A 21,783-nucleotide genomic window follows, 5' to 3' on the forward strand; every position below is an offset into this window, starting at 1 on the left:
TTGGTCTTAATTTTATCTTGTCAATAAAATTGTACCCTATTTTTGGGGGGTGGCAAGTATTTTATATATAAATTTGTAAAAATAAAGGTTTTGTCAAGGTTTTTTGATAAAACTTTTGACAAAACCAAATAACTATAGGAGGTGTAACAATGAAAAAAATATTTACCCTAATTATAATGTTTTTATTAGTCACCACTATAATTTCCTGTGGTTCCAACACAGACTATACTAAAGAATTTTCCTATTTACCTAAATATGAAAATATGGAACTAGAAAAAGTAATAGAGCCAAATAATGATAGCGAGTACTCAACTGCTACATACATAATTAGTGATGCAAATAGAGAAGCTGTTATGGAAGGATATGAAAAAGTATTACACAGTGATAATTGGAAAACAACATATGATAATAAACCCAATTTAATAACTGTAGAGAAGGAGGAGCATGAAGCTACTATAATGGCCTACCAAGAAGAAAATAATGTTAAACTGGCCATAGCTATAAAATAAATTTTACAATAATATCACTTGACATTAAAAGCTTTTCATGTGAATATTTAGATGTAACACTAAATATTCGTAACTTCAAATTGATTTGAGGTTACATTTTTGTATTTTAGCAAAAGAAGGTGGTATTATTTCAAATAGTATAATTAATTTTAAGGAAAGAAAAGAAGCTATTTTAGAAAGAAGACATTTTATAGAAAATTATAAAAAAGAAAAATCTAAGATAGAAATAAAGAAAGAACTAATGCCTTTAGTATTAGAGTCATTAAAAAGTGAAATTGAAACCTTAAAACAAACCTACGTAGATCTAGAGGATGATCAGTTTCATCTAAATAAAGACTTTAGTAAAGATGATGTTTTAAAAAGTATTATTGAAGACATTGATTTTTATAAAACAACACTTCAAAATCTTAGTACCCTATACGAAGATACTACAAAAGATAGCTATATAATAATGCTTGACTTTGATGGGTTAGAAAAATTTTCAATGGCTGTAGATCCTATATACTTACAAGAATATATATTTGATTCTAATGATGAAAAGGCAGAAAGTAAATTAATTGAAAACTATAATGATTTATCAGACTTTTTTAATTTGATAAATGATTTATATTGGCAAAGGTTAAAAGTTATTAATCCAAAAATCAAAAGGAAATAAAAAAAGAGATATCCCCTTAGGGGATATCTCTTTTTTTATTTCCTTTTGTAACTGCTCCCGTTCACTTATTTAAATACTTATCTATATCTTTTCATTGTAATTCAGCTGACTTTTTTCTACAATAACTAACAAAATATACTCCTTATGTAAACTACAATTACATTGAAGGGGGTGATATTATGTCAGAAAAAGAAAAAATAGAAAGAGAAATAGAAGTTCTTAGATTATGTTTAAATGTACTTATTAGGACTAAAAAAGGTAATATGTTAGATGGAGATGTAATAAAAGCTAGTCAATTACTTGACGATGCTATTACTGAGTATCTAAAACTATTAAATGATGAAAACTAAAAATCAATTATCAACTTACCTTATATGTATATAAAATCCATTCTTGATTCTATATACATATAATTACTTCATATGGTGTATGTTTACATACACCATATGAAGCCCTTCATAAACGAAAAAAAAGCTTATGCATATGCATAAGCTAGTATAAGAAAGCTTTTTACAAGCTAGGAAGCCCAAATTTCATCATCTGATGGTACTTCTTTATCTTCTTGGAGAAGACCTATTCTAGAAATATTTAATAAATGCTTAAATGTAAAGTTCTCAGAAATTGAATTATTTCCCCAAGATCCACAACCCAAAGTAGTTGTTGGTGAGAAGCCATTTGTCAAGCTTCCACCGGCTGTTGTTGCTGATGGAGCATTAACAACGAGTCTTGATACACATAAACTTTTTCCTACCTTCTCTATGTTTTCTAAACTCTCAGAGTGTACAGCTGCACTATGTCCATTTCCCTCTAACTCCAAATTAGTCTTTGCGATATTTATTGCTTCATCTATATCTTTATATATAAATGTAGACATTACTGGACACATTTTTTCTCTACATAAATCGTCTTCTTCACCTATTCCATCTGCCTCTAACAATATAATTTTAGTGTCCTTAGGAATGTTAACCCCTGCCATTTCTGCTATTTTTGATGTAGACTGTCCCACCACATCCTTGTTCATATGTCCACCTTTAAATATTGTTTTCCTTAGTTTATCCTTTTCTTCAGGATCTCTAACTAGATAACATCCCTGATCTTCAAAGGCTTTAATTACATCTTCATAATCATCTTCATGGGCTATTATAGTCTGTTCCCCTGAACAAATAATACCATTATCAAAGCTTCTACCTGTTATTATCTTCGAAGCTGCATCATAAAAATCTATATTTCTATCCACTATCACTTGTACATTTCCTGCACCGACTCCAAAGGCTGGCTTACCACTGGAATATGCTGCCTTAACCATGCCCATACCTCCAGTCGCCACTACAACATCAACTGATTTCATTAATTCATTTGTCTTTTCTATAGATGGCTCCTCTATTATTTGAATTAAATTTTCAGGCGCATTTAGTTCCTTTAATTTTTCATTTATCAATTCTACTGTTTTTCCACTACATTTTTTAGCCCTTGGATGTGGGGCTATAATTATTGAATTTCTTCCCTTTAATGCAAACATTGCGTTACACATCGGTGTAACTATAGGGTTTGTCGTAGGAGTAACTGCCCCCACTACTCCTATTGGTTTAGCTATTTCTATTACATTACTTTCTTCGTCCCTATTTATAACTCCCACTGACTTTTTACTCTTAATATCATTCCATATAACTCTAGCCTTACCTTTATTTTTAGCTACCTTATCTTCATAAACCCCCATTCTTGTTTCATCTACTGCCATTCTTGCTAACATTTCCGCATTATCATAAACTACCTTTCCTATAACCCTTACTAATTCATCTACCTGCTTTTGATCATATTGTTCAAATCTCTGTTGTGCAACCTTAGCTTTTTTAATCATTTCTTGTATCATTTTGAAAGCCCCCTTAGTTTTTTTATTATACTAAGCAACAATATTATATAATTGAGAATTGACAATTAAATGTGGATTTAGTCACTTCGTTCCTAAAAGATTATATTTCAAATCAGCTTTAGCTGATTTGTACCTTAACTCTCCACTCTCTATTATCAACTGTCAACTTTTTTAATTACCGGAGAGTGAATTCCCCTCTGCGAAACTTATATCTTTTTTCTTTGATTTACCTAAATACCCGTAGCGTCGAATTCATTCGACGGTTTCCTTATCTATTCTTTATTCTCTATTATCTATTCTTTAGTTTTTAATAAAGCCTTCCATATATCCCTTTAATCTCTTCCCTTGAAAGTTCAACATAATTATTAGCTAATAACCTTTGTTGACTCTCAAGTACACTATCTGTAAATAATTCTATCTCCTCTTCAGCCATGCCATATGTTCTTAATTCATTTTTAGAAAGTAATTTACCTAAAACTTCTTCAACCCTGTCATAAACTTTTTCTTCATCCACATTAAGAATATTAGATAGTAATTCGTTTATTTCTTTAATACTTCCATTAGGATTTTTCCTATTATACTCTTTAAATACTTCAGTAAAGAATTGATAGTTTGCCTCACCATGGGGAACGTGATATTTACCTCCCAATGGATAGGATAGTGCATGTACTGCCCCTACTCCTGTATTACCAAAGGCTATTCCAGCATAGTTACTTGCTATTAATATATCTTCTAACCTTTCAAACCTATAATCTTCTCCCTTTTCTATAATATTTAAATATACATCAAATATAGTTTCTATAGCCTTTTTACTATACAATTTAGAATAAGGATTTGATTTAGGAGATACATATGATTCTATTGCATGTATTAAAGCATCTATGGAGCTATATACATAAAATTTATAAGGAAGTCCTTTTAAAAATTCAGGTATTAATATAGCATCATCTGGAAATAACTGTTCTACAGCAAGGCCCATTTTAGTACCCTTTGATTTTAACTCAGCTATTGATATATTGGTAACTTCACTACCTGTACCACAGGTTGTTGGAATGGCAATTAAGTCCTTATCTTTTATTAGATCTATCTTCTTCTCAAAGGCATCCACCACATTATCTAAATCTTTTAAAACTAGTAATTTAGCTATATCTAAAACTGTTCCTCCACCCACAGCTATTATCCTATTAAACTCCCTTTTTTTAGCCTCTTTTAATATGGCATTCATCATTTCATCCGATGGTTCTCCCTGACCAAAATCCTCCTGCATAATAAAGTTAGCATCTAAATTTAATTCTTTCATAAAAGGTTCATATAAAAATCTATTTGTTAAAACCACATCTTCACTTGATATATTAAACTCTTCGGCGAATTCTCTAAAACTATCAAAGCTATGGATATTGGTTTTTAGTTTAAATAATTCCATAAATATCTCCTTTCTTTCTAAGGCTTACTACTTAAATCTCTTATTATATTCCACCTCTAATTCTTTCCTAAAGTCTGGGTGGGCTATGTTTATAAGAGCCTTTGCCCTTTCCTTTAAAGTTTTACCCCTTAAATTTGCTATTCCGTATTCCGTAACAATATAATGAACATCGTTTCTTGAAGTTGTAACTGCACTTCCTTCTGTTATAAAGGGAACTATTCTTGATATCCTTCCCTTTGAGGCCGTTGATGGTATAGCTATTATAGATTTCCCTTCCCTAGCCATACTGGAGCCCCTAACATAATCAACCTGGCCCCCTACTCCACTAAATTGATTAAGTCCTATACTTTCTGAAACAACTTGACCCATCAAGTCCACTTGTATACATGAATTAATAGATATCATTTTATCATTTTTCATAATAGTACATGGATGATTTACATAGTCTACAGGATATAATTCAACACTGGGATTATTATCAATAAACTCATATAGCTTTTTACTTCCCATTAAAAATGTTGATATCATTTTATTTTTATGAAGAGTCTTAGCCTTTCCGTTTATAACACCTTTCTCTATAAGTTCTAAAACTCCATCAGAAAACATTTCTGTATGAACTCCTAAATCTTTCTTTTCTCCTAAGGACATTAAGACTGCATCGGGAATAGCACCTATTCCCAACTGTAATGTTGAGCCATCATCTATTAATTTTGCACAATTTTCTCCTATCTTCTTTTCCACATCTCCAATATTTGGAGCAGGTAATTCATAAAGTTCATTTGATGTTTCTACTATATAATCAATATCAGATATATGGATAAAATTTTCTCCCATAACTCTAGGCATCTTATCATTTACTTCTGCTATTACTATATCTGCAGCCTCTGTGGCTGGCTTAGTATAGTCACAGGATACTCCAAAGCTACAATATCCATGATTATCCGGTTTACTTAATTGCACTATTGCAACATCAACTTTAAAGTTCTCTTCTTTAAACAGCCTTGGAACTTCATAGAAAAAACATGGGGTGTAATCGGCTCTACCTTCTTTTATAGCCTTCCTTGAATTTCCTCCTACAAATATTGCATTATGTCTAAAATGGGGTTCCATATCTTCATTCATATATTTCCCTTCTCCTAAGGAAAGCATATGAACTATTTCTACATTCTTAAATTTTTCTTTATTGTCCACCATGGCATCTATAACATCCACAGGTGTCCCAGCGGCATGACCTAAAACCACACGAGAATTAGATGCTATCTTTAATGCCGCTTCTTTTTTGGATAATAATTTCCTATTATATAACTGTCTCCAACCCATACTTTCACCCCCGCTACTATATATTTGTTATTTTTTTAACTATCTTTATTAAAAATGACTTCTGTTTATTTTCTTAATTATGGACTTTTATAAAATTAACAATGGACCATTGACAGTTGACAATTAGAGGTGATTTTAGTCACTTTGTTCCTAAAATATTATATCCAAATCAGCTTCAGCTGATTTGTACCTTAATTGTCCACTGTCCACTATCAATTCTCCATTATTTTTTCAAAATATTTCTAGCCACATCTAACAATCCTTCATCTACCTGATTTACCAATATCACTTCTTCTATATCGGGAATATCTTCCTTTATAGCCCTTTCAACCAGTGTTTCCATGGTCATTTGAGCTCCTGGGCATCCTTTGCAGGAGCCTAGAAAGCTTACCTTTACAACATTATCTTCAACGGATAAAAGCTTTATATCTCCATTATGCTCACTTAGTGGTGTTCTTATTTTATTGTCAATTATGCCTTCTATTTTAGTATAAAGCTTATTATTCATCTATTTCACTCCAGTTATTTATTTTTGGTCTCATCTATCTTGGCTATTTTCTTAGCTAATTCTTTCTTTCCTTCTATATTACCCTGTCTAGCTATCATAATTCTTTGGGCCTGAGGTGAACCGGCTCCGTGCATAGATTCTGTTCTATACCCCACTGCAGCTGTTCCAAGGGTTAGGTTTTCAACGAGTCTTAATATTCTCATTCTATTTTCTGTAGCAACTCCAGATTTAGCCTTAAAGTACTTCTTCATATATTCTCCTATTTCCGGGTGATTAAAATCCTTTTCAGATGGTAATGTAACCATTAGTCCTCCAGCTATATCCTCTGCTAGTCTTGCTATTTCATAAGGATATCTAGTTACATTTTGCTTACATATATTAGCAAGTAATAAGTCTATCTCATAGTTACCGGACATTGTCTCATGTCCCTCAGATGAACAAGCTATACCACAACAATAAAGGGTTTCATTTAGATGAGTCATCTCTATGAGTTTATCCTTTATGTGACTTGCCTTAGGTACTCCATTATATTCTGCAGCTAAAGCAGCAGCACCTATTAATACATCACCAACTCCAACTTTACATCCACCATAGGACTGTCTATGATATCCTGCAAATCTTTCCACTAACATTCCTGCAAACTGATACTCTCCACAAAGGAATATTCTATCATTAGGTACAAATACATCATCAAATATTACTAAGGCTTCGTGGCCTCCAAATTCACTGTTACCTAAATCTATATCTGCCCCTTCTTCTAATTTTCTAGCATCACATGACTGTCTACCATATACCATAATTACACCATCTGCATCACTTGGTACAGCAAAGGATACTGCATAGTCCTTATCATCTTCCCTCATTGCTATAGTTGGCATAACTAGATGTTCATGGGAATTAAGGGCACCTGTTTGATGGGCTTTAGCTCCCCTGACTACTATACCGTCTTCCCTTCTTTCAACTATTCTTAAGAACATATCAGGATCTTCTTGCTTAGATGGTGAAAGACTTCTATCCCCTTTAGGATCTGTCATAGCTCCATCTACCGTTAAGTCATTGTCTTGAACATATTTCATGTATTTCTTAAAGTTTTCATGATATTTAGTTCCACATTCTTTATCTATTTCATAAGTGGTACTATATACAGCATTAAATGCATCCATACCAACACATCTTTGGAAACAAGAAGCTGTTTTTTGTCCCACTAGTCTTTGCATTTTAACTTTGTTTTTTAGATCTTCTGTGCTTTGGTGAATATGACAAAAGCGATTTACAACTTCTCCTGTTAAATGAGATTTAGCAGTCATTACATCCTTATATTCATCCTTTTGTGCCAATTCATAGGTCATGGCTATTGAATTAAGGGATGGTCTGATAACCGGATGATCTACTGGATTGTCTATTAACTCCCCAAATAAATAAACCTTCAAATCCATTTCTCTTAAACTCTCAATGTACTGCTCCTTTGTCATTAAAGCCACTAAAATCATCTCCCAATTTAAATATTTTAAAAATTATTGAAAAGGTTTTCATTCGTTCTAACTATTTAAGGGATTATAATCCCTTGAATAAATTTTTTATATAGTTAATTTCTTATCTTTAACCACAGTATAAACGTTCTAATTCCCAAAAATCAAGAATATGATATTTATTTAACAATATTGTTTATTCATAAATAATATTTGCAAAAGTGAAACAGAACCATTATCCTACAATAAGCTATATATCTGTCTAGATGTAATAAGTTGGGGATTACGAATCCCCCCAATAATTAACCTTCAATCCTAGAAAAAAATAAAAGCTGTTTCATTTTTGAAACAGCTTTTAATCTTGATTCTCTCCTGCTCTATATTATTATACCAGAAAATAAATTCCCTTCTACATCATCAAAGTTTCTAACTACATCCAAACCCTACTTCCGTTTTTGCTTCTTCAATAAGTTGGAACTTAATATGTCTATTAGCCTGTTGACAAAGTAATAAAAAATGGGAGCCGTTTCTTTATATTTTCCAAATCCGAGGATTAGCGGACATTTTTTATTACTTTGTCAATACTCGGCGAAAAAACAATATTACTTTTCATATCTCATTCTCTTTCTAACAAAGGTAGATGGTGATATCCCTAAAGCTTTAGATGCATCCCTTACATTTCCATATTTATCAAAGGCTTTTTTTATTAGTTTCTCTTCTAATAAACCCGTTGCTTTTTTCAAATCCATAATATCATCATTTACATCTAATTTCATATCAACAGAATTTATATAATCAGGTAAATCTGATTCTAATATAACTCCATCATTAGCCATAACGTAGACCCTCTCAACCATATTTTTAAGTTCTCTAACATTTCCTGACCATTTGTAACTATATAATGTCCTATAAACTTCCTTAGAAAAACCTTTTCTTGTTCCATATTTTTTATTCAGTTTTTCTAAAAAATGTTCTGCTAAAGGAATTATATCTTCTTTTCTATTTCTAAGGGGTAGTAATTCTATTGGAACAACATTAAGTATATAAAATAAATCTTCCCTAAATCCACCATTGGCCACCATATCTTCTAAATTTCTGTCAGTAGAAACTATTATTCTTACATTTATATCTATTAATTTGGATGCCCCTACTCTTTGTATCTGTTGTTCTTGTAAAGTCCTTAAAAGTTTTGCCTGTATTGAGTTAGGTAGTATTTCTATTTCTTCTAGAAAAATTGTCCCCCCCTCAGCCAGTTGAAAGGCACCAATTTTATCATTTTTATCATCACCTATACAATTCCCCGCTTCACACCCAAATAGTTCAGCTTCCATAAGACTTTCCGGTATGGCACCACAATTTACTTTTATAAACGGTTTTTCATTTCTACCACTTTTTTTATGGATATACTTAGCCATTATCTTCTTGCCCGTACCTGGCTCACCTTTAATTAAAACTGTAGTATCATATTTAGATACCCTATTTACCTTTTCTATAATTTCCCTTGATTTATGATCTTTAACTATAAGGCATTCATTATCTATAATCTGCTTTCTCATTTCCTTTAATTCTAAATAATATTTGTCTGCTATTTTTTTACTTCTTTCAACCTCTGCCCTTAATTCTATAAGTTCTGTTACATCCCTTACATTGGTTACAACCAATTCTATTTTCCCATCTTCGTCAAATACAGGAGTTCCCGTCGCCAATATTGTCTTACCTGTACTGAGTTCCTGTTGTATAGTAGTAGTTTTTTTATTTTTAAGTACTAATAATGTACATGATTTAGATATATATTTATCCTGTACCAGTTCATACATGGTTTTCCCTATGAAATTTTCCCTACTAAACCCTGTTATTCGTTCATATGATTTATTAACTTTAAGGGTTTTAGCTTCCCCATCGGTTATATAGATACCATCATATGAAGATTCTATTACTGCATCTAATTTTTTAGAAATCCTTCTCATGTCTTGTAATTCATCCCACATCGCTTTGCTACAATCCCTACATAGCTTTTCCACTTTGATGTCTCTAGAGACACTTAAATTTTCCAAGGATTCCTCATTCCTTTCATATGGTAAATAATAATCTTCGTTAAAAGAATAACATATATTTATATACATCTCAATAACATTTATTTTAGAAAGCATACTGTTGGGGGATTACGAATCCCCCAACAACAAAAGAGATCTACTAATCTTCTAAAAGCAACAAAGATCTACTAATCTTCTAAAAGCAACAAAGACCTACCAATCTTCTAAAAGCAAAAAATATCTACCAACCCCCTAAAAGCAAAAGTGACCTATTAATTTCAACCACAAATCAACAACAACATTACTATATATTTATTTCTAAGGAAACGGGACAATGATCACTTCCCATTACCTCTGAATGGATTTGTGAATCCACTAGAGAGTCCCTTAATATTTCCGATACTATAAAGTAGTCTATTCTCCAACCAGAGTTTCTTTCCCTGGCTTTTCTCATATATGACCACCAACTATAGGCACCTTCTTTATCTGGATAGAAATATCTAAATGTATCTATAAAGTTAGAATCTAAAAGCTCCGTCATCTTTCCCCTTTCTTCATCGGAAAAACCAGCATTTTTTTTATTATTTTTTGGATTTTTTAGGTCTATTTCATTATGGGCCACATTAAGGTCTCCGCATAAGATAACAGGCTTATTCTCATCTAATCCCTTTAGATAATTTCTAAAATCATTTTCCCATTCCATTCTATAGTCAATTCTTGCTAAACCTCTTTGTGAGTTCGGGGTATATACATTAACAAGATAGAAATCTTCAAACTCCAATGTTATAAGCCTCCCCTCTTGTTCATGTTTTTCTATTCCTATACCATATTTTACATTTAATGGCTCTTTTTTAGTGAATATAGCTGTACCAGAGTAACCTTTTTTAACAGCATAATTCCAATATTGATGATACCCTTTAAGTTCTAAGTCTATTTGTCCCTCTTGTAATTTAATCTCTTGAACAGAAAATATATCTGCATCCACTTCATTAAAATAATCTAAAAAACCTTTTTTCACACAGGCCCTTAGTCCATTTACATTCCATGATACTAATTTCATAAAAAACCTCCAAAATCTTTAATATTTTACCTATATTATTTTATTCTACAATAATGTTTTATACCCTCTTTTATATGGAATAAAGGCATGTTTTTACGACAAAAACCTAATATATTGGTGCCAGGCACCAATATATTAGGTTTTGTTATTAACTATTCTCTACCTAAGGTATACACATGTTTATAATCTGTATAACCAAATAATGGATTAGCTAATTCCTTTACATAGTTTCTTCTAAAGGTATTTGAACGGGTATGTCTAAATGGACTTACTATGGCATCTTCATAAACTAATATTTCTTCTGCCCTTTTAAAGTACTCTGCCCTTTTATCTTGGTCTGTTGTAGTTGCTGCCTTTATTAATAATGAATTAAACTCTTCATTATGCCATCCTATTTTGTAGTACCCTGTTTTTGAATGCCAGAATTCTAACATTGTAGATGGGTCATTATAATCCCCAAACCATCCACCATAGTAAATATCAAATTCATTATTATCAACTCTATCAAAGGCTATGTTCCACTTTAATAGGTCTAGTTTTATGTCTGTACCTAAAGTCTTATCTATAGATTGTTTAAACCACTCTGCCTCTTGTTTAGTTTTTTCAGTAGTTCCTCTAAATAGGATACTTACATCCATCTTAGCTGGGTCCGGATCTTCCCCTATTTCCTTCAATCCTTCTATTAATAATGCCTTCGGATCTTCTATATCTTCAACTAGTTTCTTAACGAAGTCATTTCCATCTACCTTTTCTGAATAGTTTTCATCACCTATACTAAATGTAGGTGGCATATATGAATGTGCAGGTGCATCTATTCCATTGGTAACCTCTTCTACATATTCACTTCTATCATATGCTGCTGAAAAAGCCCTTCTTATTTTTGTATTTTTAAAGTATTTATTATTTGCATTAAACATAAAGAAATCAACAGCTGCTCCCGGTTTCTTTATTACTTTGAAATCCCCTGTTTTTTCTAATCTATCCATCCATTCTGGTTTGCCAACTCCACCTGAATCTAAGTTTCCTTTATATAATGCCTGATAATATGCACTGTCCTCTTCCATTATAGTACCATTTATCTTTTCTATATAAACATGATCTTTATCCCAATAATGAGGGTTTTTCTCATATACCATTTTAGCACGGTGTACCCATTCTTTTAATACAAAGGGTCCATTGGATACTACTGTATCTGCCTCTGTACCATACTTATCACCATATTTTTCAGCTATATCTTTTCTTATAGGCTTTAACACTGGATAATAGGTAAGTTGCATAAAGTAAGGAACCGGCTCTTCTAGTTCAACCTTAAATGTATAGTCATCAACTGCAGTTAAACCTAGCTCATCTGCACTTCCATTACCTTCAGCAAAATCAACAGAGTTCTTTATTTTACCCTTTATAAACCACTGATATGGGGACGCAGTTTCCGGATCTAAAAGTCTTGTCCATGCATATACAAAGTCATGGGCAGTTACCGGTTCTCCATCACTCCATTTTGCATCTTCTCTTAAATGGAATGTATATACCCTTTCGTCTTCACTTACATCCCAGCTTTTAGCAACCCCTGGCTTTATCTCATCTGGGCCATCTTCATATGCCTGTATTCTTGTTAAACCTTCAAATAATCTAGTTTGTGGAGCCCATGAAGTATTTGAAGAAGTTCTAGTTGAATCTAGGGATTTAGGTTCATATACCCTAAAGTTTAAATATTGTTCTTTATCCATTTTAATACCATTTGCTTCTTTTGTATTACCATTATCTGCTGTAGTTTCACCGCTATCATTACTTCCGCTTTTAGTTGATGACTCTTCACCATTATCATCTCCACCACAACCAACTAATACCAGTGAAAATACTAATGTAATGGCCAATAAAATACTAATAATCTTTTTATTCATTCTTTTTTACCCCCTTATTTTTTTAGAGAATTAATGTAACATTGAATTAAACTTCAAGCTACTTAGGTCCTAGTTAACAATAAAACTTATATTGTTAATTCCCCCTTTCAAATTATTGTTGATGATTGGAAGATGTGTAGTCTCCCAAATAATTTATATTTTAATTTAATATAAATGACATGCTACATAGTGGTCCTTTTCTATTTCTTTCAACTTTGGAGTTTCCCTATAACATATATCCTTTACATATTTACATCTACTAGCAAATCTACATCCTGGCTTTGGATTTATAGGACTTGGTACTTCTCCTTCTAATTTAATTCTTTTCTTTCCCCTTGATACCGTTGGCTCTGGAACCGGTATAGCTGATAATAATGCCTTAGTATAGGGATGTAATGGGTTTTCATATAATTTAGTACTCTTAGTAATCTCAGCCATCTTTCCTAAGTACATAACTCCAACCCTATCGGATATATGTCTAACCATGGAAAGGTCATGGGCTATAAATAAATAGGTTAAGCCTAGCTCTTTCTGTAATTTTATAAGTAGATTAACTACCTGTGCCTGTATAGATACATCAAGAGCAGATATAGGTTCATCACAAACTATAAAATCCGGTTCCATAGCTAAAGCCCTAGCTATTCCTATTCTTTGTCTCTGGCCCCCTGAAAACTCATGGGGGAATCTATCGGCATGCTCCTTATTCAATCCAACTATATTTAATAGTTCATAAACCCTATTTATCCTATCTCTTCCTGAATAAAGTCTATGAATATCTATTCCTGCAGCAATAATATCACTTACCGTCATTCTTGGATTTAAAGATGCATAGGGGTCTTGAAATATTATTTGGGCCCTTTTGGTAAAATCCTTTTTAGCTTTTCCCTTTAATTTATGAACATTTGTACCATCAAATAAAACTTCTCCTCCACTTGCTTCATAAAGTCCCATAACAGTTCTACCACAGGTGGTTTTACCACAGCCTGACTCTCCAACTAGTCCTAGGGTCTCACCCTTTTTTATATTAAAGTTTACCCCATCTACTGCCTTAAGTGTTGCCTTTCTTCCCACATTAAAATACTTTTTTAGATCCTTCACTTGAATGAAAGCTTTATCCCCACTCATTAAGCTCTCCCCCCAATCTTTAACTCTTTAGGAATTTCTATCTTAGGTGCCATTGGGTGTTTAAGCCAGCATGAAACCTCTTGGGTTTTACTTATTTCTGTAACCTCCGGCATTCCCTCTTTACATATTTCCATACAATATTCGCACCTAGCTGCAAATGGGCATCCCTTAGGTGGATTTACTAAATCCGGTGGTGTTCCCTTTAGAGAATATAATAATGCTTTATTTTCTGTATCTAATCTAGGAACAGATCGTAATAATGCCCAAGTATATGGATGTTGAGGGTTATAAAATATCTCTTCAGTGGTTCCCCTTTCAACAATCTTACCAGCATACATAACTTGGATTCTATCGGCAACATCGGCTACTACACCTAAATCATGGGTTACCAATATTACAGCAGTATTGTATTCTTTTTGTAAATCATCTATAAGTTCCATTATCTGAGCCTGTACTGTAACATCTAGAGCAGTGGTAGGTTCATCGGCTATAAGTACCTTAGGATTACATGATAAAGCCATGGCTATCATTGCCCTTTGTCTCATTCCTCCAGAAAATTCGAAGGGATATTGTTTTGCCCTTTTTTTAGGATTTGGTATACCCACTACCTCCAACATTTTTATAGCCTGGTCAAAGGCTTCTCTTTTTCCTAATTTTCTGTGTATTTTTAATGCTTCCACTATCTGTTTTCCCACTTTCATAGTAGGATTTAATGAAGTCATGGAGTCTTGAAATATCATTGATATTTCAGAACCTCTAATAGGCTGAAGTTGCTTTTTGGTCATTTTTGTTATATCTTTCCCTTCAAACATAATCTTTGAACCTTCTTTTATCTCCGCTATGGGAAAGGGTAATAACTTCATAATAGATTTAGATGTTACTGTTTTACCACAACCTGATTCTCCAACAACTGCCAAGGTTTCACCTTTATTTAAATGGAAACTTACTCCTCTAACGGCTTGACTTTCCCCTGAATAGGTATGGAAAGAAACCCTTAAGTCCTTTACATCTATTATCTTTTCCATTTCTATTTCCCCCTATCTATTTGCGTAGTTTTGGATCTAGTGCATCGGTTAGTCCATCACCCATTAAAGTAAAGGACAACATAGTCAAAGCAATAAATATACTTGGAAAGAATAGTTGATAAGGATAAAACATTAAGTTTGGCTGAGCTGCTGATGCCAATGCCCCCCAACTGGTCTCTGGAGGTTTAACCCCTAATCCTATATAACTTAAAAAAGCCTCAGAGAATATATATTGGGGAACCTTAAATGAAACTTGAACCAATATAAGTGCCAGTGTATTTGGCAACAGATGTTTTGCTATTATTCTGGCAGTGCTTGCCCCAAGGGCCTGTTCTGCCAATACAAATTCCTGTTCCTTTAATTGAAGGACTTGCCCCCTAACCATTCTAGCTGTTCCACCCCATGCAACCACTGTCATGGCCACAATAAGAGGAATCAATCCATCACCTAATATTAATTGAAGTAAAATAATAAGAACCAAATAGGGTACACTTCCTATTATCTCTACTATTCTCATCATAATATCGTCTATAGTACCACCGAGATATCCTGCTAAGCCTCCATATATAGAGCCTATAATCATAACTATAAATGCACAGGAAATACCTATAACTATGGAAGTTCTACCTCCTATACTAACCCTAGAAAAAAGATCTCTTCCCATATTATCTGTTCCAAACCAATGTTCTGTACTTGGAAGTTGATTTTTTATATCTGTGTCCATAAATTGATAATCATGTCCAGATATAATGGGACCTACTATAGTAAATAAAATTATTGTAAGGAGTAATATAGCTGCCCCCATAGAAACTTTATTTTCTTTAAATCTTCTCCAAGCATCCTGCCAGTAGGTTATACTTTCTCTATTTATCTTTTCTGCACCCTTTTCATCGATGCCCACTATATTAAACTTTTCCTGCTTTATATCAATAGCTTTTTGATTTGTATCAGACATAAACAATCCTCCTTATCTACTTTTTTTAGTAACTCTAATTCTTGGGTCCACAACTCCATATAATATATCTGTTATTATAAGGGAGCCTATATATAAAATTGCTGTAAATACAACAAGTCCTAATATCATTGAATAGTCTGAATCATTCACTGCTGTAACAAAATATGCCCCTAAACCTGGTACAGAAAACATTCTTTCAATAACAAACGATCCTGTAAATACAAAAACAAGTTGAGGACAAATCATTGTAACTATTGGTATAAAGGAATTCCTTAATATATGTTTTAAAACTTTTCCCGGTGTAGAAACCCCTTTTGCATCAGCTGTTAGCACATAATCTGCACCTATTACATCTATGGTACTAGCCCTCATATATCTACAGTATGTGGCAATACTACCAAGGGCCATTGCAACTGTAGGTAATAAAGTATGTTTAAACTCGCCCCAACCGAAAATAGGTAAGATATCAAATTTAACACCAAATATATATTGAAGTAAGGATGCAAATACAAAACTAGGTACACAAACACCTATAATAACCCATATCATTATAATCTTATCGGCAATTTTCCCTCTCTGAAATGCAGCTATTATTCCCAATAATAGACCCATGGAAATACCAATAGCAGCTGCCTGTAGCCCAATAACCGCAGATACAGGTCCATATTTTTTAATAATCCCGCCTACACTTCTTCCCGTATATATCAGTGATGTTCCTAAATCTCCATGTAACACTAAATTTTTCATATATATTCCGTATTGAACTATTAAAGGCTTATCTAACCCATATTTAGCCCTAAATACAGCCTTAGTCTCCTCCGGTAAGTTTTTTCCTCCAGATGACATAGGATCTCCTGGAACCATATGGATTAAGAAAAATGTAATGGTTACTATAATAAGCAGGGTTACAATACCATATCCAAGCCTTTTTAATATAAATCTTGTCATTTCTTTCCCCCCTAAAATATCCTATATATAGATAAACGGATATATTTTTTATCATTTCTGTAATAATATTTTTAATAATATGAAATATTCCCTTGTAGATTAACTATTGTAAAACCACCGCCTTTTTTCGACATTTTTTCATTTTTAAATATTTAACTTCACCTCCTGAAGTTTTATTTAATTATTAACCTATATATATTTATATATATGAATAGATTTCATAAGTATGTATTCTACATAAAGTTTCATATTCCTTCTTTAATTCAAAAATATTTGAATTTTTTATTATATATGAATTTTTTATTTTCACGTGAATACTATAACATATTTTATCTCTAATTTTAAATGTAAATATAGGCCTAGAGATATCTCTAGACCCTAAAAATTTTAATACTTTATGTTTATTATCTATAAATTTTAAAATTTAATTTGAATTTTAAAACTATTATACTTAATATAAATGTTATTCCTGCTATAGAAGTTAATATATTGGGATCTACAGTTTTTATCAACAAGCCCGATATTAAATACCCAAAAGGAAGTATTATCTTTCCTATACTTATACCTATACTTAGTACCCTACCCCTATATTCATCTGAAACCGTAGTTTGTAATATATAGAAAATAGGTATATCAATAAATGCGACAGCAACTCCAGTAATTACTGTTGTAAAACTATAATACAAAAGTAATATAATTTCTGATATTTGACTTTTAATAAATAGGGGAAACCCTATCATTATCATAGATACTCCCAATACTATAGATGTGGACAGTAGTAATTTATCGTATGGGATTTTTTCATTAACTTTTTTGATTATAAGAGAGCCAATAATCATACCTATAGGAAAGCCACTTTGAATTATTCCATAGTATTTAGAAGATAATTTTAAAACTTCATTTATTATATAGGGTATAGGTATAGTCAAACCTAATCCCATGAAAAAGTTTATTAATATAAAAATCATAAATATCCCTATTATATGTCCCTTCGATTTCATATAATAAAATCCACTTTGTATATCTTTTATAAAATTGATTTTTTTATTGTTTTTTTTCATTTCAGTGAAATTAAATCTAAAATTTATAAAAATTTCAAGGATTGCAGATACTATAAATGATAATCCGTTTATTATTATAAATAACTTAATATCAATAAAAGCAAATACTAATCCTCCAACCATTGGACCTATTATTGATGATGAGGAATCTAATATCTTGCTTATGGAATTGATGGACATTAGTTTATCTTTACTAACCAAATGGGGCTTAGCTGCTTCCATTGATACATTAAATATAGTAGTAAATGTTGTCATTATAAATGTCACTACATAAATTCCAATAATACTAAGGTCACTATTTTTACTTATAAAATATAATATTACTAACAATAATCCATTTAATAAATCCATAACCACTACAAGCTTTTTTTTATCAAACTTATCTGCTAAAACCCCTGCAAATGGATTTATTATTATTATCGGTATTGTTGTTAAAACTAGATTTGTAGCAAAAGATAATCCTGAACCGGTTATTTTAAGAATATAAAGCCCTATAGCAAATGAATATACTGATGTTCCAAATATGGATATAAATTTTCCAGCTGAAAACAATAATAAATTTGTCGTCTCCTTTTTTAATTTACCCTTTTTAATCATTACACTATCCATGGTCTATCACCCTTTCATCTTTCTTTAACTTAATTATATTTCCTTGGGCTTAGACCATGTAAATACCATATTTTATTGGATTCTTGACAAAAAATAATAAAAGATAGAGTTAACTCTATCTTTTACTATAAACCGAATAGGAAAATACCCGTTCACCTTCTTTAAAATAATCTTCGTATTTTCCCCCTTGATCTAAAGGGTCTCCTACCTTTTGACGAATTATTTTATAATTTAAGTCTTTAATTTCTTTTTTTATATTATCCAATATAAAGTTTTTTCTATACTTTACTCCTATCTTTGTATTGATGCCAAAATTTTCAAACAAAAGATATGAGCCTAGTAAAGTGGAATTTTCTTTTATATAATTATCAGTAAGTCTAAGTAAAAACTCTTTATTTGTAAAACTATAGTTTGTAGTCCCAGTGGAATCTATCACCACATCTATTGACTTATCTTTAATAGGCATATCTAGAAAATCACAACATATAAAAATTATATTCTTTTCTATAGAAGATTTCTGTAATATATCCTTTAAAAATCTATGTCTATTAATATCATGATCTACCGCTATATATACTGCATCCTCGGGTAAATCTTCATATACATATCTTAAAAAGAAACCTGATCCTGAACCTAAGTCAAGTATCACTTTATCTTTAAGGTCATTAAACTCTATATTTTTATGCCCCCACTCTAAGCTTATATATATATTTTCTAGATATCTAGGATGGGTTTCATTTATATACTCAACCATTGTATGACTACTATCTATCCCTGTTTTTCCCAATGTTTCTTTGTTTAAAATCATTATTCCATCTTCTATTATATACTCTTTGCCACATCTACAGGTTAATTTTCCCTTTATTATTTTGTTATTTTCTATATTTCCTTCATTAAGGATTAGGTTACTTTTGCAATTTCTACATATGAAAAAATTTAATAGATTTATATCTATCCCCATTTTAAAATTATCACCATATTTAACTTCTGATAATTCATCAATCTTTCCCTTAAGAAATTCCCTTGTCTTTACTAAGTCCCTTATTTTATCATTAACCTCTTTATATTTATTTGTAAAAAAAGCTTTATAATGCTGGTCCTCTTCATATGGAGTTAACTTACCTAACTTTTTAAATATAAATAAATTTTTTATTTCATTTAATGTAAATCCCATATCTTTAAACCTAATTATATTTTCTAAATCTCCTTTACACCTTTTATCAAAATCATAGTGCCCTCCAAGTTTTTGGGGAACTAATAGGCCTAAATCCATATAATACCTAATAGTATCAACGCTAATGTTATTTTCAGATGCAAATTTCCCTATTTTCATATTTATCATCCTTATTTATGCTATTATCCATATGTTTAAGATATAATATAGAGAAGAATTCTTCTCTATATTATATCTTATTTTTCTCTATCAAATTAATTAATCTTGTCGTCAATTCAGATATCTTATTATTATTTATAATATTCTTTTTATTATTAATCGTCACTGAAACAGTATATACATCACTATCCTTAGTTTTCTGTAAAATATGGGTAAACTGAAGGACTCCTGGTTCTGATCCCCCTTTATATCCTGCTATATACCAATTATCTTTATTAACTAAACCTGAATTAATCTTGATTTCATTGGCATCCTTTAGATCATATATAACATTACATAACTCCTCTGTTGTAAAGAACCATTCAACTTTATCAATTAAAGTTGGTGATTGCTTAACTTTAACTTCATTTATATCTATATCTTCTAGTTTTTTAATTATATCTCTTTTTTCTTTTATACTTCCATTAATATATTTTTCTTGTGCTGAAGAATCTACACCCCATTTTAGCTTAAACACTTCATTAGTTTTTAAAATAGGTTTGTTTATATCAGACAAATTACTTTCTATTTTTTCCCTTCCTATATAGTCTATTAGATGGTCAGTAGCGGTATTATCGCTTAAAGATATCATTAAACTAGATAGGGTCTTTACTGTAACAGGAGTACCTTCAGGCCAGCCTTGTAGTATGCCGCTAGCTAGTGATCTATCTTTGTTATTTAATGATACAACATCATCCCAAGAAGCATTTCCTTTTTCCACTTCATCATGTAATGCCTTTAAAACGTACAGCTTATAAGAAGATGCTACAGCTAAGGGTTTATCTTCATTATATTTAAGCACAGTCTCTTTATTATTTTTCATTATATAAACCGATGATACTCCATTAAGATTTTTAATCTCCTCTAATATCTTATCTACTGAATCTTCATATAAAACCCAATTCCCAAACCATAATCCCATGATTTTATTTTCACTATTTAGCACTATCTTAGCTGGCGCTTCTCCTTTTTCAAATATAACCTTATATGAGCCTTCCTCTTTTGTACTATTAACTTGTTTTATGTTTCCAAGATTATCTTTATAAGTTTTTACTATATTGATAACTTGTTGGGCATTTACTTTATCCATAAAAGATTTGTCAAGTAAACTCTCTATTTCATCATATTCTGTTGTAAATAACTTATGTAGTACCTCTTGATTTGCATCCTTTTCTGCAAAAACAGTCCCTGATAATAATAATCCAATAATTAATGTTAATATAATAAGTTTAGATTTCATTTTATTACCCTCCTTATGTTTTTATAAGCACACTTTATCATATCTTTAATATTCTCTATAATATGGTTCTTTCCCTTTTATTTATTATTATTTTATATTCTCTCCACCTCTTTCAAACTATAAACATACTGAATGAACCTTGAAGACTTTTTATCAATATCTTTTTTAGAAACTCCTAAATAAATAATTAAATCGTTTAATAAATCATTATTTCCATTTTCGATACTAAAATATTTAGATTTCCTTTCCATCTCTATGATTATATTTTTATCACCATCACCTTCATTCCCCGTTAATTTATAACCTCTAAAATCCAAACCAAGCTTTTCAGCAGGATATTTTTTTGCTTGTTTTATTAAGTCATCTTTCTCTAAATCAAATTTTGACTCTTCAGCTTCATTTAATACCTCTTTAAAATAGTTAAGGATAACATTTACCTTTAATGCTTTAATTTTATCTACCGAAAGTTTATATGGAGTAGCATTATACTTTTCTATAATATATTTTTCTAAATCTTCCATAGTCTTTTCGCAAGGCTTTATCCCTTTAACAGCATCAGTTAAAAATTCATCACGTTGCTTTTTATTGATATTAATATTAATACTAACTCCCTTGCTATTTCTCTTTTTAATGTTTTTATACCACCCTTTCACAATATCACCCCTAAATACATTCCTTCTGATATTTATATTCTATACTA

19 protein-coding genes are annotated in these 21,783 nt (G+C 31.3%); 3 read left to right on the forward strand and 16 right to left on the reverse strand.

Annotated features, from left to right (window positions below):
• The first annotated feature begins 149 nt into the window (after nucleotides 1–149).
• From V6137_RS16445 to V6137_RS16455, 3 genes are all read left to right on the forward strand, one after another.
• The gene (locus V6137_RS16445) at nucleotides 150–509 is read left to right on the forward strand and encodes a hypothetical protein (protein ID WP_425449053.1); all 360 of its coding nucleotides are present in this window, start codon (nucleotides 150–152) and stop codon (nucleotides 507–509) included.
• Nucleotides 510–594: 85 nt separating this feature from the next.
• Nucleotides 595–1,164 carry a hypothetical protein gene (locus V6137_RS16450; RefSeq protein ID WP_425449054.1) on the forward strand — a complete coding sequence of 190 codons (570 nt, stop codon included), beginning with the start codon at nucleotides 595–597 and terminating at the stop codon, nucleotides 1,162–1,164.
• 179 nt (nucleotides 1,165–1,343) lie between these two features.
• Nucleotides 1,344–1,514 (forward strand): Spo0E family sporulation regulatory protein-aspartic acid phosphatase, encoded by a 171-nt coding sequence (locus V6137_RS16455; RefSeq protein ID WP_425449055.1) that lies wholly within the window; start codon nucleotides 1,344–1,346, stop codon nucleotides 1,512–1,514.
• A 167-nt stretch (nucleotides 1,515–1,681) separates the two neighbouring features.
• On the opposite strand, the gene V6137_RS16460 is transcribed toward V6137_RS16455, so the two are convergent.
• From V6137_RS16460 to V6137_RS16535, 16 genes are all read right to left on the reverse strand, one after another.
• On the reverse strand, nucleotides 1,682–3,034 hold the full coding sequence (locus tag V6137_RS16460; protein WP_425449056.1) for an aldehyde dehydrogenase family protein: 1,353 nt from the start codon (nucleotides 3,032–3,034) through the stop codon (nucleotides 1,682–1,684).
• 307 nt (nucleotides 3,035–3,341) lie between these two features.
• Nucleotides 3,342–4,457: a 4-hydroxybutyrate dehydrogenase gene (locus tag V6137_RS16465; protein ID WP_425449057.1), complete on the reverse strand. Its 1,116-nt coding sequence runs from the start codon at nucleotides 4,455–4,457 to the stop codon at nucleotides 3,342–3,344.
• Between the two features lie 27 nt (nucleotides 4,458–4,484).
• Nucleotides 4,485–5,777 (reverse strand): acetyl-CoA hydrolase/transferase family protein, encoded by a 1,293-nt coding sequence (locus V6137_RS16470; RefSeq protein ID WP_425449058.1) that lies wholly within the window; start codon nucleotides 5,775–5,777, stop codon nucleotides 4,485–4,487.
• Nucleotides 5,778–6,000: 223 nt separating this feature from the next.
• Entirely contained in the window at nucleotides 6,001–6,285 is a 285-nt protein-coding gene (locus V6137_RS16475; RefSeq protein WP_425449059.1) for a NifU family protein, read from the reverse strand.
• Nucleotides 6,286–6,299: 14 nt separating this feature from the next.
• A complete protein-coding gene (locus V6137_RS16480) occupies nucleotides 6,300–7,757 on the reverse strand; it encodes a 4-hydroxyphenylacetate 3-hydroxylase family protein (protein ID WP_425449074.1) in 1,458 nt (485 codons plus the stop codon).
• A gap of 599 nt (nucleotides 7,758–8,356) precedes the next feature.
• Nucleotides 8,357–9,904, reverse strand: coding sequence for a sigma-54 interaction domain-containing protein (locus V6137_RS16485; RefSeq protein WP_425449060.1), 1,548 nt, complete (start codon nucleotides 9,902–9,904; stop codon nucleotides 8,357–8,359).
• 187 nt (nucleotides 9,905–10,091) lie between these two features.
• Nucleotides 10,092–10,847, reverse strand: a complete 756-nt coding sequence (locus V6137_RS16490) for an exodeoxyribonuclease III (RefSeq protein WP_425449061.1) — start codon at nucleotides 10,845–10,847, stop codon at nucleotides 10,092–10,094.
• Between the two features lie 152 nt (nucleotides 10,848–10,999).
• Nucleotides 11,000–12,748, reverse strand: a complete 1,749-nt coding sequence (locus tag V6137_RS16495) for a peptide ABC transporter substrate-binding protein (protein ID WP_425449062.1) — start codon at nucleotides 12,746–12,748, stop codon at nucleotides 11,000–11,002.
• A 165-nt stretch (nucleotides 12,749–12,913) separates the two neighbouring features.
• Entirely contained in the window at nucleotides 12,914–13,873 is a 960-nt protein-coding gene (locus tag V6137_RS16500) for an ABC transporter ATP-binding protein (protein ID WP_425449063.1), read from the reverse strand.
• Nucleotides 13,873–14,898, reverse strand: coding sequence for an ABC transporter ATP-binding protein (locus V6137_RS16505; protein ID WP_425449064.1), 1,026 nt, complete (start codon nucleotides 14,896–14,898; stop codon nucleotides 13,873–13,875). Before V6137_RS16505 ends, V6137_RS16500 begins: the two co-directional genes overlap by 1 nt.
• A 16-nt stretch (nucleotides 14,899–14,914) precedes the next feature.
• Nucleotides 14,915–15,853 carry an ABC transporter permease gene (locus V6137_RS16510; RefSeq protein WP_425449065.1) on the reverse strand — a complete coding sequence of 313 codons (939 nt, stop codon included), beginning with the start codon at nucleotides 15,851–15,853 and terminating at the stop codon, nucleotides 14,915–14,917.
• A 12-nt stretch (nucleotides 15,854–15,865) separates the two neighbouring features.
• On the reverse strand, nucleotides 15,866–16,801 hold the full coding sequence (locus V6137_RS16515) for an ABC transporter permease (RefSeq protein ID WP_425449066.1): 936 nt from the start codon (nucleotides 16,799–16,801) through the stop codon (nucleotides 15,866–15,868).
• A 404-nt stretch (nucleotides 16,802–17,205) separates the two neighbouring features.
• Nucleotides 17,206–18,471, reverse strand: coding sequence for an MFS transporter (locus V6137_RS16520; protein ID WP_425449067.1), 1,266 nt, complete (start codon nucleotides 18,469–18,471; stop codon nucleotides 17,206–17,208).
• A 115-nt stretch (nucleotides 18,472–18,586) separates the two neighbouring features.
• Complete coding sequence (locus tag V6137_RS16525; RefSeq protein WP_425449068.1) at nucleotides 18,587–19,804, reverse strand: MerR family transcriptional regulator; 1,218 nt, start codon at nucleotides 19,802–19,804, stop codon at nucleotides 18,587–18,589.
• A 70-nt stretch (nucleotides 19,805–19,874) separates the two neighbouring features.
• Nucleotides 19,875–21,083: a serine hydrolase gene (locus tag V6137_RS16530; RefSeq protein ID WP_425449069.1), complete on the reverse strand. Its 1,209-nt coding sequence runs from the start codon at nucleotides 21,081–21,083 to the stop codon at nucleotides 19,875–19,877.
• A gap of 92 nt (nucleotides 21,084–21,175) precedes the next feature.
• Nucleotides 21,176–21,736, reverse strand: coding sequence for a hypothetical protein (locus V6137_RS16535; RefSeq protein ID WP_425449070.1), 561 nt, complete (start codon nucleotides 21,734–21,736; stop codon nucleotides 21,176–21,178).
• Between the last annotated feature and the right edge of the window lie 47 nt (nucleotides 21,737–21,783).

It is taken from the genome of Dethiothermospora halolimnae, from assembly GCF_037577855.1.
Taxonomy (GTDB): Bacteria; Bacillota; Clostridia; order Tissierellales; family VENL01; genus Dethiothermospora; species Dethiothermospora halolimnae.

Coding starts and splice junctions, on each gene's coding strand:
- V6137_RS16500 (WP_425449063.1), bottom strand. CDS start 13,873: ATGAGTGGGGATAAAGCTTTCATTCAAGTGAAGGATCTAAAAAAGTAT.
- V6137_RS16460 (WP_425449056.1), bottom strand. CDS start 3,034: ATGATACAAGAAATGATTAAAAAAGCTAAGGTTGCACAACAGAGATTT.
- V6137_RS16515 (WP_425449066.1), bottom strand. CDS start 16,801: ATGACAAGATTTATATTAAAAAGGCTTGGATATGGTATTGTAACCCTG.
- V6137_RS16445 (WP_425449053.1), top strand. CDS start 150: ATGAAAAAAATATTTACCCTAATTATAATGTTTTTATTAGTCACCACT.
- V6137_RS16475 (WP_425449059.1), bottom strand. CDS start 6,285: ATGAATAATAAGCTTTATACTAAAATAGAAGGCATAATTGACAATAAA.
- V6137_RS16530 (WP_425449069.1), bottom strand. CDS start 21,083: ATGAAATCTAAACTTATTATATTAACATTAATTATTGGATTATTATTA.
- V6137_RS16520 (WP_425449067.1), bottom strand. CDS start 18,471: ATGGATAGTGTAATGATTAAAAAGGGTAAATTAAAAAAGGAGACGACA.
- V6137_RS16525 (WP_425449068.1), bottom strand. CDS start 19,804: ATGAAAATAGGGAAATTTGCATCTGAAAATAACATTAGCGTTGATACT.
- V6137_RS16465 (WP_425449057.1), bottom strand. CDS start 4,457: ATGGAATTATTTAAACTAAAAACCAATATCCATAGCTTTGATAGTTTT.
- V6137_RS16510 (WP_425449065.1), bottom strand. CDS start 15,853: ATGTCTGATACAAATCAAAAAGCTATTGATATAAAGCAGGAAAAGTTT.
- V6137_RS16455 (WP_425449055.1), top strand. CDS start 1,344: ATGTCAGAAAAAGAAAAAATAGAAAGAGAAATAGAAGTTCTTAGATTA.
- V6137_RS16470 (WP_425449058.1), bottom strand. CDS start 5,777: ATGGGTTGGAGACAGTTATATAATAGGAAATTATTATCCAAAAAAGAA.
- V6137_RS16505 (WP_425449064.1), bottom strand. CDS start 14,898: ATGGAAAAGATAATAGATGTAAAGGACTTAAGGGTTTCTTTCCATACC.
- V6137_RS16480 (WP_425449074.1), bottom strand. CDS start 7,757: ATGACAAAGGAGCAGTACATTGAGAGTTTAAGAGAAATGGATTTGAAG.
- V6137_RS16490 (WP_425449061.1), bottom strand. CDS start 10,847: ATGAAATTAGTATCATGGAATGTAAATGGACTAAGGGCCTGTGTGAAA.
- V6137_RS16485 (WP_425449060.1), bottom strand. CDS start 9,904: ATGCTTTCTAAAATAAATGTTATTGAGATGTATATAAATATATGTTAT.
- V6137_RS16495 (WP_425449062.1), bottom strand. CDS start 12,748: ATGAATAAAAAGATTATTAGTATTTTATTGGCCATTACATTAGTATTT.